The sequence below is a fragment of the Brachybacterium sp. AG952 genome (assembly GCF_004362645.1).
Lineage (GTDB): Bacteria > Actinomycetota > Actinomycetes > Actinomycetales > Dermabacteraceae > Brachybacterium > Brachybacterium conglomeratum.
The window spans coordinates 1-12,897 of sequence record NZ_SNXV01000007.1 but is presented as its reverse complement, the minus strand read 5'-3'; the positions used below and the strand labels follow the sequence as shown (position 1 = coordinate 12,897).

At 72.7% G+C, this 12,897-nt stretch carries 14 protein-coding genes; 9 read left to right on the top strand and 5 right to left on the bottom strand.

Annotated elements, in window-relative coordinates:
• Positions 1-49: 49 nt before the first annotated feature.
• Genes DEU31_RS15310 through DEU31_RS15300 form a run of 3 tightly spaced genes read right to left on the bottom strand, consistent with a single transcriptional unit; the run spans position 50 to position 2,017 of the window.
• Positions 50-571: a hypothetical protein gene (locus DEU31_RS15310; RefSeq protein WP_133677764.1), complete on the bottom strand. Its 522-nt coding sequence runs from the start codon at positions 569-571 to the stop codon at positions 50-52.
• Complete coding sequence (locus DEU31_RS15305; RefSeq protein WP_133677763.1) at positions 564-905, bottom strand: hypothetical protein; 342 nt, start codon at positions 903-905, stop codon at positions 564-566. Before DEU31_RS15305 ends, DEU31_RS15310 begins: the two co-directional genes overlap by 8 nt.
• Positions 905-2,017 carry a C2 family cysteine protease gene (locus tag DEU31_RS15300; protein ID WP_166649541.1) on the bottom strand — a complete coding sequence of 371 codons (1,113 nt, stop codon included), beginning with the start codon at positions 2,015-2,017 and terminating at the stop codon, positions 905-907. Before DEU31_RS15300 ends, DEU31_RS15305 begins: the two co-directional genes overlap by 1 nt.
• Before the next feature lie 193 nt (positions 2,018-2,210).
• Between DEU31_RS15300 and DEU31_RS15295 the strand changes: the two genes are divergently transcribed.
• Positions 2,211-3,668 carry an NAD-dependent malic enzyme gene (locus DEU31_RS15295; RefSeq protein WP_010549746.1) on the top strand — a complete coding sequence of 486 codons (1,458 nt, stop codon included), beginning with the start codon at positions 2,211-2,213 and terminating at the stop codon, positions 3,666-3,668.
• Between the two features lie 150 nt (positions 3,669-3,818).
• Here DEU31_RS15295 and DEU31_RS15290 read toward each other — a convergent pair whose 3' ends face one another.
• On the bottom strand, positions 3,819-4,283 hold the full coding sequence (locus DEU31_RS15290; RefSeq protein ID WP_243733857.1) for a VanZ family protein: 465 nt from the start codon (positions 4,281-4,283) through the stop codon (positions 3,819-3,821).
• A 110-nt stretch (positions 4,284-4,393) separates the two neighbouring features.
• Here DEU31_RS15290 and DEU31_RS15285 point away from each other — a divergent pair, with 110 nt between their 5' ends.
• Positions 4,394-4,768: a DUF3039 domain-containing protein gene (locus tag DEU31_RS15285; protein WP_040366846.1), complete on the top strand. Its 375-nt coding sequence runs from the start codon at positions 4,394-4,396 to the stop codon at positions 4,766-4,768.
• A 136-nt stretch (positions 4,769-4,904) separates the two neighbouring features.
• A complete protein-coding gene (locus DEU31_RS15280; RefSeq protein ID WP_224765315.1) occupies positions 4,905-6,713 on the top strand; it encodes a DEAD/DEAH box helicase in 1,809 nt (602 codons plus the stop codon).
• 323 nt (positions 6,714-7,036) lie between these two features.
• Here the strand turns inward: DEU31_RS15280 and DEU31_RS15275 are convergent, their stop codons facing one another.
• The gene (locus DEU31_RS15275; protein WP_010549742.1) at positions 7,037-8,416 is read right to left on the bottom strand and encodes a nicotinate phosphoribosyltransferase; all 1,380 of its coding nucleotides are present in this window, start codon (positions 8,414-8,416) and stop codon (positions 7,037-7,039) included.
• A gap of 111 nt (positions 8,417-8,527) precedes the next feature.
• Here DEU31_RS15275 and clpS point away from each other — a divergent pair, with 111 nt between their 5' ends.
• The 6 genes from clpS (at position 8,528) to rdgB (ending at position 12,598) form a co-directional block, all read left to right on the top strand.
• Positions 8,528-8,851 (top strand): ATP-dependent Clp protease adapter ClpS, encoded by a 324-nt coding sequence (gene clpS, locus DEU31_RS15270; RefSeq protein ID WP_010549741.1) that lies wholly within the window; start codon positions 8,528-8,530, stop codon positions 8,849-8,851.
• Positions 8,851-9,486, top strand: a complete 636-nt coding sequence (locus DEU31_RS15265; protein WP_010549740.1) for a DUF2017 domain-containing protein — start codon at positions 8,851-8,853, stop codon at positions 9,484-9,486. The genes clpS and DEU31_RS15265 overlap by 1 nt, the downstream gene beginning before the upstream one ends.
• Positions 9,487-9,588: 102 nt before the next feature.
• Entirely contained in the window at positions 9,589-10,401 is an 813-nt protein-coding gene (gene murI / locus DEU31_RS15260; RefSeq protein WP_133677761.1) for a glutamate racemase, read from the top strand.
• On the top strand, positions 10,398-11,180 hold the full coding sequence (locus DEU31_RS15255) for an MBL fold metallo-hydrolase (protein WP_010549738.1): 783 nt from the start codon (positions 10,398-10,400) through the stop codon (positions 11,178-11,180). Before murI ends, DEU31_RS15255 begins: the two co-directional genes overlap by 4 nt.
• A 24-nt stretch (positions 11,181-11,204) precedes the next feature.
• Complete coding sequence (gene rph / locus DEU31_RS15250; RefSeq protein ID WP_010549737.1) at positions 11,205-11,963, top strand: ribonuclease PH; 759 nt, start codon at positions 11,205-11,207, stop codon at positions 11,961-11,963.
• A complete protein-coding gene (gene rdgB / locus DEU31_RS15245) occupies positions 11,960-12,598 on the top strand; it encodes an RdgB/HAM1 family non-canonical purine NTP pyrophosphatase (RefSeq protein ID WP_133677760.1) in 639 nt (212 codons plus the stop codon). The genes rph and rdgB overlap by 4 nt, the downstream gene beginning before the upstream one ends.
• Positions 12,599-12,897 lie beyond the last annotated feature (299 nt).

Genomic DNA, 12,897 nt, shown 5'->3' with positions numbered 1-12,897 from the left:
GCCCGTTCCAGCCGGCGGTCCTGCACCAGGAGCCGCCGGGGCGTGGGGGTCAGAGCCCGAGGGCGGAGTCCTCGCACGGCTCGGCGTCCACACGGATGTCCGTGATCCGCAGCTCGCCCTCGGCGGTCAGCCGCACCCGTGCACCGTGCTCGCCGTCGGCCTCCAGCCAGGTGACGGCGCCGCTGCGTCGTTCGCGGCCCAGCGACGAGAAGCCGTGCTCCTCGAGGACGGGGTCGAGCGCCTCCCGCCAGGGATCCCAGTCCATGCCCTGTCCGGGCACGGGATAGAGATTGCCGTCGGCCTGCCAGACCCCCGCCCGGTAGCGGCAGTCCTCGGCGCCGGGCTCGAGGATCTCCTGCCCGCGCCGCTCCCAGTTCATCGCGTGCACCGAGGTCGTGGCGGCGAGGAGGTCCTCGGCCACCGCCTCGTAGGTCGCGACCGCCTCCGACGGGGGAAGGGGAGCGCCGCTGCCGCAGCCGGCCAGCAGGACGGTCGCGAGAGCGAGGGTCACCGCCCGTCGGGGAGCCGCGACGACGCCGAGCCGTGAGCGGCGCATGTGCTGTTCACTCATCGGAGTCCTCTTCCGCCTGCGGTTCCAGGTTCGTCGGCGTGACCTCGAGCAGGACTGCCCCTCGATGCTCCGCGGCAGAGGGAACGACCTCCAGCACCTCGATCCGTCCGATGCCCTCCTCCTCGAAGACGGTCCCCGCTCGCATCTCGACCTCGAGCACCTCCTCGGAGCGCTCCCGCCGGAGGCGGAGCACTGTGAAGGCGCCGTCGTCGTCGGCGAGGGTCCGGAACACGCCCAGACGGAGTCCCGGCTCGATGACCTGACCGGCCTGCTGGACGAGATGGCGGTGCGGGGGCGGCCCGGCGGTCGCCGATCGGTGTTCGGAGTGCGGCATCACGGCTCACCGATCCCTGTCATGGTGATGGAGAAGGCGTATCCGGGGTGGTCCGGGTCGATCCTCACCTCGTACGGGTTCTGCGACTGCGGGCCGTGCGGGTTGGTCAGGATGATCTCGCCGGTCGCCTCGTCGTAGCCCGAGACCTCGTACACGTGCGCCGCGACGAGATCGTCCGCCGCCGGACCGATGGGCTTGAGCGGATCGGTCATGACCGTCACCGGGCGTCCCTCGTCGATCGCCTGCTTGTACTCCTCGAAGGAGGGCTGTGCGACGGTGTCGTACTCGCTCGCCCGCTCGCCGGTGATCATCTCGATCCCTGCGGCGGGCGTGTCCGCGGAGATGGCGGAGGGACGTCCGTCGTGGGCGTTGATCATCGCCATCTCGTAGATCGACGCCCAGCTGGGCTCGCCGCTGGACGCGTCGACCGTCCCCTGGGCACCGAGGTCGGTGGGATCGACCGCCACGTCGGTCCACTCGCCGTCGACGTACAGCCGCACCTTCCAGCCCTCGGAGCCGGGAGGGTCGCCGAGCCCGCTGATGTTCTCGGCGAGCAGCTCCGGATCGGTCCGCTGCACGGACATGAGCGCTGCGAGGTACCAGCAGTCGCCGAGGGCGCCCTGGTCGACGGTCGACCTCTCGATCGCGGCGCGGTCGACGCCCACCTCCTCGGGGTCCCAGTCGGGATGGACGTCTGTGTAGCGCTCCCCGAGAGCGGAGTCGGGATCGCCCGCCTCGACGCGGTCGCGCCACAGGTCCCCGACCCGTTCGCCGGTGTTGATGATGTCCGACCAGTCGGGGAACTCGCCCCCGAGCATCCCGTCGTAGTCCGCGCTGTCGATGCGTCCGAGCGGGTCCGAGGCGGCGTCCTGCTCGGCGGCCTGACGGGCGAGCAGCTCGGCGGTCGCTGCCACGTGGTCACCGCGCAGCGAGAGATCGGCGCGGGCGCGTTCCCAGTCCGCCCGGAACCTGTCGGCGTCGGGCCCCGTCCACTCCGCCGCGTCGACGATGCCGTCGAGGTCGACGCTCATCGTCACCAGCCGCTCGCCCGCATCACGGCATCGCCCGGCCACGTCGACCAGCGCCTCGGTGTCCGCCCCCAGGAACTCCATATGCTCACGCTCTCCTCGTCGCCCCACGGGTCCCCTGCCCGTCCACGCATACTCAAGCAGGGTTCGCGACATGGCGCCATCGGCAGAACTCCCCATCCTCGGCGCGACCACCGCCCGCAGCCTCCCGACGGCCGTCCTGACATGCGGGGTGCGCGGTCGTTCCCGGCAGGTCCTGCACGTTAGGCTGTGCCGCATGTCACCGATGCCATCCGTCAGCTATTCCATCACCGTCCGTCTGGAGTTCGCGGCGCGCTCCGCGGCGGTCAGCGACATCACCGGCCGCATCGAGCAGCACGGGGCGACGGTCACCGCGCTCGACGTCTCCGCCTCCGGGCCCGAGCGCATGCGGGCGGACATCACGGTGCTTACCAGCGGCCACGACCACGCGATGGAGGTCGTCGAGTCGCTCAAGGAGCTCGAGGGCGTCGAGCTGGGCAAGGTCTCGGACCGCACCTTCCTCGCCCACCTGGGCGGCAAGCTGACGGTCGAGTCGAAGCTCCCGATCCGCCACCGCGACGACCTCTCGATGATCTACACCCCGGGCGTGGCCCGCGTGGTCAAGGCGATCGCCGAGAACCCTGAGGACGCGCGCCGCCTGACCATCAAGCGCAACACCGTCGCCGTCGTCTCCGACGGCTCCGCGATCCTGGGCCTGGGCGACCTCGGGCCGCTCGCCGCGATGCCGGTGATGGAGGGCAAGGCCGCCCTGTTCAAGCGCTTCGCGAACATCGACGCGTTCCCGATCTGCCTGGACGCCCACTCGGTCGACGACATCGTCGCCCACGTCAAGGCGATCGCGCCCGTCTTCGCCGGCATCAACCTCGAGGACATCTCCGCCCCGCGATGCTTCGAGATCGAGGACCGTCTGCGCGCCGAGCTCGACATCCCCGTCTTCCACGACGACCAGCACGGCACCGCGATCGTGGTCGTCGCCGCGCTGCGCAACGCCCTGCGCGTGGTGGAGAAGGACATCTCCACCGCCCGGATCGTGCTCTCCGGCGCCGGCGCCGCGGGCACCGCGATCCTGCGCCTGCTGCGCGCGGCAGGTGCGCGCGACGTCATCGTCACCGACATCGACGGCATCATCCACGAGAACCGCGAGAAGCTCGAGGGGCGCCTTCCCTGGATCGCCGAGGTCACCAACCCGCGCCAGCTCACCGGCACCCTGCAGGACGCGGTCGCGGGGGCCGACGTGTTCATCGGCGTCAGCGCCGGGAACATCCTCTCCGCCGAGGACGTCGCGACGATGGCGGACCGCGCCGTCGTCTTCGCGATGGCGAACCCGACCCCGGAGATCGACCCGGCCGAGGCGGTCAAGCACGCCGAGGTCGTCGCCACCGGGCGCAGCGACTTCGCCAACCAGATCAACAACGTCCTCGCCTTCCCCGGCGTGTTCCGCGGGCTGCTGGACGCCCACGCCACCCGGGTCAGCGACCGGATGCTGCTGGCCGCGGCGAACGCCCTGGCCGACGTCGTCAGCGCCGAGGAGCTCAACCCCACCTACATCGTCCCCAGCGTCTTCCACGACGGGGTGACCAAGGCGGTCGCGAGCGCGGTCGAGCAGGTCGCCCGCGAGGAGGCCGGCACCATCGACACGATCACCGGGACGATGACGGCGGTCTACGCCGACGAGATCACGCTGAACGGCTGACCCCGCCGCGCCGCTGGGGCCGTGGCGGCCCCGGCGGCGTCGGACCGGTGCGCTCGCGGGCCGGGAGCGGCCCGTCGGGCGGCCGCTCGGCGCTGCGGCCGCTCGGCGCTGCGGCCGCTCGGATCCATGGCAGCTCGGATCCAGGGCCGCTCAGCGCTGCGGCTGCTCGATCGGCGGGGCCGACGGCTCCACCTCGCGCTCGGCGGCGGCGCGGCGCAGCATCCGCTCGCCGGCCCACAGCCCGAGGCCGAGCGCGATGCCGACCACGTCGAAGAGGACGTCCACCGGGTCGCCGGAGCGGCCCGGGATCGCGATGTGCTGGACGAGCTCGACCACCAGGGCGTGGACCAGCGCGGCCACCACGACCCAGCCGATGGGGAAGCGCCGCGCGGGGGCGAGGACCCGTCCGGCGGTGAACACGGTGGCCGCGAAGAGGAGCAGGTGCACGGCCTTGTCCAGCCCCGGCAGGCCGATCCCGCCCGGGGACAGCGGCAGGAAGAAACCGATGTTGAGCACCAGCGCGAGGCCGAGCAGGCCGGTCCGCCACGGCACGGAGCCGCCGACCCGCACGATCTCGACGGGGATCCTCCGGAAGAACTCGGCCACGCCATCCATGGGCCCAGTCTCCCAGGCCCGTGTCCTGTCCTCGCGGAGGCGGGGCCGCTAGGCTTCGACGAGCACGCCCGCGACCGAGGCAGAAAGCGAGGGAGGCTGTCATGACCTCCATGTCCTCCACGTCCGATCCGTCCCGCATGGACCCCTACTCCGATGACCCGGGGGCCGCGCCCACCGCCGTCCTGGACCGTCAGGTGCAGGAGCAGGAGCAGACCACCGACGACGGCGACCACGACCGGTTCGCGCACTACGTGCGCAAGGACAAGATCACCCAGGCCGCGCTCGGCGGCACGCCCGTGATCGCGCTGTGCGGCAAGGTGTGGGTGCCCGGCCGCGACCCCGAGAAGTACCCGGTGTGCCCGGAGTGCAAGGAGATCTACGAGGGGATCCGCGAGCCGAACGACGGCGGCGACGGCACAGGAGGCAAGGGAGGCTCCGGCCGCGGCGGAGGTGGCTTCCGCGGCTTCTTCGGCGGTCGCCGCTGAGCCCCTGCCCTGCAGGAACCCGCCGCGAGGGCGGTGCCGCCGAGAGGCGGTGCCGCCCTCGCGTCGCCCCCGCGGACTTCCTCACATCGGGCAGGTGGGCGGGTCGTCGGTCCCCGGCGGTACGGTGGTCCACGCCGTGAACACCACTCCCTCCCTCTTCTCCCAGAGCGACCCCCGCCAGCCCTCCGAGGCCGCGGCGAGGACGCTCCCCGTCGCCTACCCCGAGCGCGCCGCCTGGGGCACCGTCCCCAAGCTCCGCGCCTGGCAGGCCGAGGCCCTCGAGATGTACCGCACCCGGGCGCCGAAGGACTTCCTGGCCGTCGCGACCCCCGGCGCCGGCAAGACGACCTTCGCGCTGCAGATCGCGGCGGGGCTGCTCTCCGAGGGGACCGTCCGACGGGTCACCGTCGTCGCCCCGACGGAGCACCTGAAGACCCAGTGGGCCGACGCCGCCGCGCGCGTGGGCATCTCCCTGGACCCGAACTTCTCCAACTCCCAGGGCGCGCACGGCAGCCACTACCAGGGCGTCGCGGTGACCTACGCCCAGATCGGCATGCACCCGGCGCTGCACCGCGCCCGCACCGAGGCGGACCGCACCCTGGTGATCCTCGACGAGATCCACCACGCCGGCGACTCCCGCACCTGGGGCGACGGGGTGCGCGAGGCCTTCGACCCCGCCACGCGGCGCCTGGCCCTGACCGGCACGCCGTTCCGCTCGGACGACTCCGAGATCCCCTTCGTCACCTACGAGGAGGACGCGGAGGGCTTCGCCCGGTCGAAGGCGGACTACACCTACGGCTACGGCGAGGCGCTGCGCGACCACGTCGTGCGCCCGGTGCTGTTCATGACCTACTCCGGGCGCATGCACTGGCGCACGAAGACGGGCGACGAGGTCTCCGCCCAGCTCGGCGCGCTGGAGACCAAGGACATCACCCAGCAGGCCTGGCGCACGGCGCTGGACCCCAAGGGGGAGTGGATCCAGTCCGTGCTCTCGGCCGCGGACCGGCGCCTGACCGAGGTGCGCCGCCACGTGCCCGACGCGGGCGGGCTCGTCATCGCCACCGACCAGAAGGCCGCCCGCTCCTACGCCGCGACCCTCCACGACCTCACCGGGCAGGCGCCCACCGTGGTGCTCTCGGACGACGAGGGCGCCGGCAAGCGGATCGAGGACTTCTCTGCCTCCGACGACCGCTGGATGGTCGCGGTGCGCATGGTGTCCGAGGGCGTGGACGTGCCGCGCCTGTCCGTCGGCGTCTACGCCACCTCGACCTCCACCCCGATGTTCTTCGCCCAGGCCGTGGGCCGCTTCGTGCGCTCGCGGACCCGCGGAGAGACCGCGAGCGTCTTCCTGCCCACCGTCCCGATCCTGATGGCGCACGCCGCCGCGATGGAGGAGGAGCGCGACCACGTCCTGGACCGTCGGCCGAAGACGGGCGATGAGGAGACCGGGCTCGACGAGTCGCTGATCGAGCAGGCCAACCGGCCCGAGCAGGCCAGCGACCAGCTCGAGATGAGCTTCGAGGCGCTCGAGTCGGAGGCCTCCTTCGACCGGGTCCTGTTCGACGGCGGCGAGTACGGCGCCGGCGGCATGATCGGCTCGGAGGACGAGCAGGAGTTCCTCGGCATCCCCGGGCTGCTGGACGCCGACCAGATGCGGGTCGTGCTCCAGCAGCAGCAGGCCCAGCAGCAGGCCCGACGCCAGAAGAGCGGTGCGGACCAGCAGCCGACGACCCCCGGCGTGGTCGACCACCGCCGCCTCATGGACCTGCGCAAGGAGCTCAGCTCCCTGGTCTCGGCGTGGGCGAAAAAGTCCGGCACCCCGCACGGCTCGGTCCACAACACGCTGCGCTCGCGCAGCGGCGGGCCCGCCGTCGCGCAGGCCAGCGCCGAGCAGATCGAGGAGCGGATCTCGATCGTCCGCGGCTGGTTCGTCGGCCGCCGCTGAGCACGCCTGCCGCGCCGAGCCTGACTGCCGCGCCGGGCCCGGCTGCCGCCTCTGAGCCCGCCTTCCGCACCGGGCCTGACTGCCGCGCCGGGCCCGGTTGCCGTTCCGGACCGCCTGCCGCGCCGGACCCGGTCGCCGCTCCCGTCGTACGCCGCCCCGCCCGTATCGACCAGGCCGATGGTCAGGTCCTGGCGTGTGGCGTACCACTACGGCGATATAGGCGTAGTGGCACGCCACGCGCCAGCAGTCGACCATGAACGGGGGTCCATGTCCGCGCCCTGAGCGCAACGCGCAGGCGGACCCAGCACAGTCAGCGGCCCGTCTCAGCGCAGGACGCGGGCGGCCTCCGCGCCGTCGGTGAGGGTCGGGATCGCGATCTCGCCGTCGGGCCCATCGTCGGCCGAGAGGCCCAGCTCCGCGAGGGAGGCGGCGTGGCGCTCGCGGGCGGCCTCGAGCCGTGCGGGGGCGCGCTTCGGGGCGACGTCCTCGCCGGCCTCGATCAGCGGCACCTGCAGCGGACGCAGCGAGGTGCGCGCCCAGTCGGGGTTGGACGTGCCGGAGATCAGCTCCGCCGTCAGCTCCCGTTCGAACTCCGCGACCTCCGCCTCGCCCGGGAGCACCAGCTCCGCCCGGGCCTGCCCGCCGACGACCATCCGGTACGCGGCCTTGCCCGCCCCGAGCGTCGCCTTGTCCGTCGACCGCTTGCCGACCGGATGCATCTGCCCGTCGGCGCCCTCGCGCTCGACGAGCTTGTACACGAAGCCGGGGGCGGGGTGCCCGCCGCCGGTCACCAGGCGGGTGCCGATCCCGTAGCCGTCCAGCGGCTCGTCCCTCAGCTCCTCGACCCGGTGCTCGTCGAGGTCGCCGGTGGCGGTGATGCGCGTGGAGGTCGCGCCGAGCGAGTCCAGCAGCTCCCGCACGCGCCCGGCCTGCTCGGTCAAGTCGCCGGAGTCCAGCCGCACCGCCCCGAGCCCGGGGCCGGCGATCTCCACCGCGGTGCGCACCGCGGACTCCACGTCGTAGGTGTCCACCAGCACGGTGGTGCCGGCGCCCTGGGTGGTGAGCTGGGCGCGGAAGGCGTCCTCCTCGCTGTCGAACAGCAGCGTGAAGGCGTGCGCGGAGGTGCCCGCGACGGGGATGCGGTAGTGCGCGCCCGCGGCGAGGTTCGAGGTGGAGGCGAAGCCGACCAGGTACGCAGAGCGGGCCGCGGCGATCGCGGCATCCTCGTGCACGCGCCGCCCGCCCATCTCGATCAGGGGACGGCCCCGCGCGGCGGTGACCATGCGCGAGCCGACGGAGGCGACGCCGCTGTCGTGGTTCAGGATCGAGAGCACGACCGTCTCCAGCATCACCGCGCTCTCGAAGGTCCCCTCGATCCGCAGCACGGGCGAGTTCGGGAAGAACAGCTCGCCCTCCTGGTACCCGAAGACGTCGCCGGTGAACTCGTACTGCGCGAGATGGTCGAGGGTGTCCTCCCGCAGCGCGCCGGTGGAGGCGAGGTAGCGCAGGTCCGCGTCGTCGAAGCGGAAGTCCGCGATCGCGTCGAGCACGCGGCCGGTGCCGGCGAGCACGCCGTAGCGGCGCCCGGCGGGCAGGGAGCGGGTGAACACCTCGAAGACGCAGCGGCGGGAGGCGGTCCCCGCATCCCGGGCCGCCTCCAGCATCGTCAGCTCGTAGAGGTCGGTGAGCAGGGCGGAAGTCACGGCGTCCACCGTAGTGCGTGGCGGGCGGGCAGGGGAGGCGGCGCGCCCCGTAGACTCGGTGCGCCGCCCACCCGGCGCCCCGGGCAGCGGCGAGACTCAGGAGGGATGTGCATGCCGGTCGATCTGCCGCGGGCGGAGCCGCGGACGCGGACCCGCACCGATGCCGCGACGGAGGAGCGCACGACGCTCGAGACCGAGGGCCCCTGGTGCACCGTGGTCTGGAACGACCCGGTGAACCTCATGAGCTACGTCGTGTTCGTCTTCCGCCGCTACTTCGGGTACTCCCGCGTGGTCGCCGAGCAGCTGATGATGCAGGTACACGAGGAGGGCCGCGCGATCGTCTCCCGCGGCTCGCGCGAGAAGGCGGAGACCGACGTGCAGGCCATGCACTCCTTCGGACTGCAGTCCACGATCGAGAAGGCGGGAGAGGGCTGATGGCGCATGCGTTCCGACGTCGCCCCGACGGCTCCCTCGCCTGCCGCCTCGACGGCGAGGAGAAGGCGATCGTCGCCCAGGTCGCCCAGGAGACCGCGGACCTGATCCGCGGGGACCTCGGCATCGACCAGGGCGGGGACGCGCTGCGCCGCGCCGCCGAGAGCGAGGACCCGCTGCGCCGGCTCGAGGCCGAGTTCGCCGGTCGCGAGGCCCGCACCCCCTCGGACTCCGCCGTGCGGCGCCTGTTCCCCGCCGCCTCCGAGGACCCGGCGCTCGCCGAGGAGTACCGACGCCTGGGGCAGCGCGATCTGGCCGACGCGAAGCTCGCCGATCTCCGCCGCGTGATGAGGATCCTCGACGCGGCCGGGGGAGGGCACAGCGAGGTGATCCTGGACGAGGACGAGGCGATGTCGATGCTGCGCGCCCTGAACGACGTGCGGATCGTGCTCGCCGACCGGCTCGGCCTGCAGCGCGACGGCGACTTCGACACCGTCCGGATGCTCCAGCAGATCGGCGAGCGGGTCGAGGGCGCGGACTCCACCGGCGACGAGGAGCACGTCGGCTCCGACATCGTCATCGCCGTGTACGAGCTGCTGAGCTGGCTCCAGGAGAGCCTGCTGCGAGCCCTGGATTGACGGGTCGTCCGGTCGCGTGCCGGGTGTGGACGAACTGTGAAACGGCACGCAGTGAGCGCGCCGTCACTGCCCTGGACACCTGTCCGCACTAGCCTTGCCGGGATGAACAACGCGCCGATCGGGATCTTCGACTCCGGGGTGGGCGGCCTGACGGTCGCCCGCGCCGTGCTGGATCAGCTGCCGCAGGAGGAGCTTCTCTACATCGGCGACACCGAGCACGGGCCCTACGGCCCCCGCCCGATCGCCGAGGTGCGCTCCCTCGCGCTGGAGATCATGGACCATCTCGTCGAGCACGGCGTGAAGATGCTCGTGATCGCCTGCAACACCGCGTCGGCCGCCGTGCTGCGCGATGCGCGCGAACGCTACGACGTGCCGGTCATCGAGGTGATCCAGCCGGCCGTGCGCCGCGCCGTCGCCGCGACCCGCAACGGGAGGGTAGGCGTGATCGCCACCCAGGGCACCGTCACCTCCCGCGCCTACGAGGACGCTTTCGCCGCGGCCCCGCAGCTCGACCTGATCACCCAGGCCTGCCCCCGCTTCGTCGAGTTCGTCGAGAACGGCGTGGTCAGCGGGCGGGAGGTGCTCGAGGTGGCCGAGGAGTACCTCGCCCCCGTGCGCGAGGCGGGCGTGGACACGCTCGTGCTCGGCTGCACCCACTACCCGATGCTCGCCGGTCCCATCAGCTACCTGATGGGTCCGGACGTCACCCTCGTCTCGTCCGCGGAGGAGACGGCGCTGGACGTGTTCCGCCAGCTGCACGCCGCGGACGCCCTGCGCGAGACCGACCGCTCCCCGCGCCACGTCTTCTCCCAGACCGCCGAGGGCCGCGGCAGCGAGCAGTTCGCGCTGCTCTCGCGCCGCTTCCTCGGCCCCACCCTGGACATGACCGAGTCGCTGCCGGTGGTGAGCGCATGAGGGTCCACGTCATCGGCTGCTCCGGCAGCTTCGCCGGCCCCGAGGGCGCCGCCTCCAGCTACCTCCTCGAGCACGAGGACGAGGCGGGGCGCACATGGCGGGTGCTGATGGACCTCGGCTCCGGCGCCTTCGGGCCGCTGCAGAGCGTGATCGACCCCGCCGATCTCGACGCGGTGATCATCTCCCACCTCCACCCCGACCACTACCTCGACCTCACCGGTCTCGAGGTGTTCTGGGCCTACCACTCCCGCACGGACCTGGGCCAGCTGTCGATCCACGCCCCGGCCCCGCTGCCGGACCGGCTCTCCGCGGTGCTCAGCCGCGAGGGGAACGTGCCCGACGGCGTGACCTGCTCCCCGTTCGAGCACCACCCGCTCTCCGACGGACACCGCTTCACGATCGGGCCCTTCTCGATCGAGACCCGCGCCGTGCTGCACCCGGTGGAGGCCTACGGCTTCCGCATCACCGCGGGTGACGCCGTCCTCGCCTACTCCGGCGACACCGACGCCTGCGAGGCGCTGGACGACCTGGCACGCGGCGCGGACCTGTTCCTGTGCGAGGCCGGCTACATCGAGGGTCGCGACGACCGCTTCACCGGCGTGCACCTGACCGGACGCCGCGCCGGCGAGGCCGCCGCCCGAGCCGGGGTGGGCCATCTCGCGCTCACCCACATCCCGGCCTGGACCGATCCGGCGATCCCGCTCGCGGAGGCGCAGGAGGTCCACTCGGGCCCGATCACGATGGTCCGCCCGGCCGATATCCTCGAGGTGACCGTCTGACCCACCCCTGAGGAGGCAGCTCCCGTGAGCCCCCAGACCGAGACCTTCGTCGGCGACCGCGTCGACGGCCGCACCCCCGACCAGCTGCGGGAGGTGCGCATCACCCGGGGCTGGCAGGACCAGGCCGAGGGCAGCGCGCTGATCGAGTTCGGCCGCACCCGTGTGCTGTGCACCGCCTCCTTCACCGAGGGCGTGCCGCGGTGGAAGAAGGGCTCCGGCTCCGGCTGGGTCACCGCCGAGTACGCGATGCTGCCGCGGGCCACGAACACCCGCTCCCCGCGCGAGAGCGTGAAGGGGAAGATCGGCGGGCGCACCCACGAGATCTCCCGCCTCATCGGCCGCTCGCTGCGTGCAGTCATCGACCTTGATGCGCTCGGCGAGAACACCATCCAGCTCGACTGCGACGTGCTCCAGGCCGACGGCGGCACCCGTACGGCCGCGATCACCGGCGCCTACGTGGCGCTGGCCGACGCGGTCTCCTGGGCGAAGCGCCACACCGATCTGCCGGCCGCGTCCGAGGTGCTCACCGACACTGTCAGCGCCATCAGCGTCGGCATCGTCGACGGCCGGCCGCTGCTGGATCTCGAGTACCGCGAGGACGTCACCGCCGACACCGACATGAACGTCGTGGTCACCGGCACCGGCGGCTTCGTCGAGGTGCAGGGCACCGCCGAGGGCACCCCCTTCGACCGCGCCGAGCTCGGCACCCTGCTGGACCTCGCGACCACCGGCTGCGCCCAGCTGGCCGAGATCCAGCGCGACGTCCTGGCCGCGCAGGCATGAGCGCCGCCTCCGGCGTCGTCCCCGCCGGGGCCCGGGTCATCCTCGCCTCCCACAACGCGAAGAAGCTCCGCGAGCTGCAGCGGATCCTCGCCGCGGCCGTGCCCGGCCTCGCCCCTGAGCAGGTCATCTCCTCTGCCGGGATCGCGCTGCCCGACGTGGTCGAGGACGAGGTGAGCTTCGAGGGGAACGCCCTGCTGAAGGCCCGCTCCGCCGCGTCGGCGACCGGTCTGCTCGCCGTCGCCGATGACTCGGGCCTGGCCGTGGACGTGCTCGGCGGCGCCCCGGGCATCTTCTCGGCCCGCTGGTCGGGCCGTCACGGCGACGACGAGGCGAACAACGACCTGCTGCTCGCCCAGCTCTCCGACGTGCCCGACGCGCATCGCGGCGCCCGCTTCGTGTGCGCGGCGGCGCTCGTCGGCCCGGACGGCGTCGAGCACGTCGAGCGCGGCGAGATGACCGGTGTGCTGCTGCGGGAGCGACGGGGCGAGGACGGCTTCGGCTACGACCCGCTGTTCCTGCCCGACGGGGAGGAGCTCACCTCCGCCGAGCTCACCGCCGAGGCGAAGGACGCGATCTCCCACCGCGGGAAGGCGTTCCGCGCGATCGCCCCGCACGTCGCCCGCCTCCTCGGCTGAGCCGCCGGCAGGCGCTGCCTCGGCCGCCCCGTCCCTGCACCGGCCACCCCATCCCCCCCCCCAGGACCCGATGCTGCATCCCGACCGTTGCACCGGCCCGCCGGGTGCCGGTCCCGATGCGGCACTCGGCGGCGGGTCGACGGCCCGGGGCGGCCTGGCGGGTCCCCGACGGAATCGAGTGGCAGGTTTCGACCGGTATCACTGAGGCCGCCTCAACGGGTGAGTGCGACTCCTGAGGAGGGAGTTGCTGATGTTGCCTGCGTCGTTTCGAGCGGAGGTCATCGAGGCAGTCATAGCCG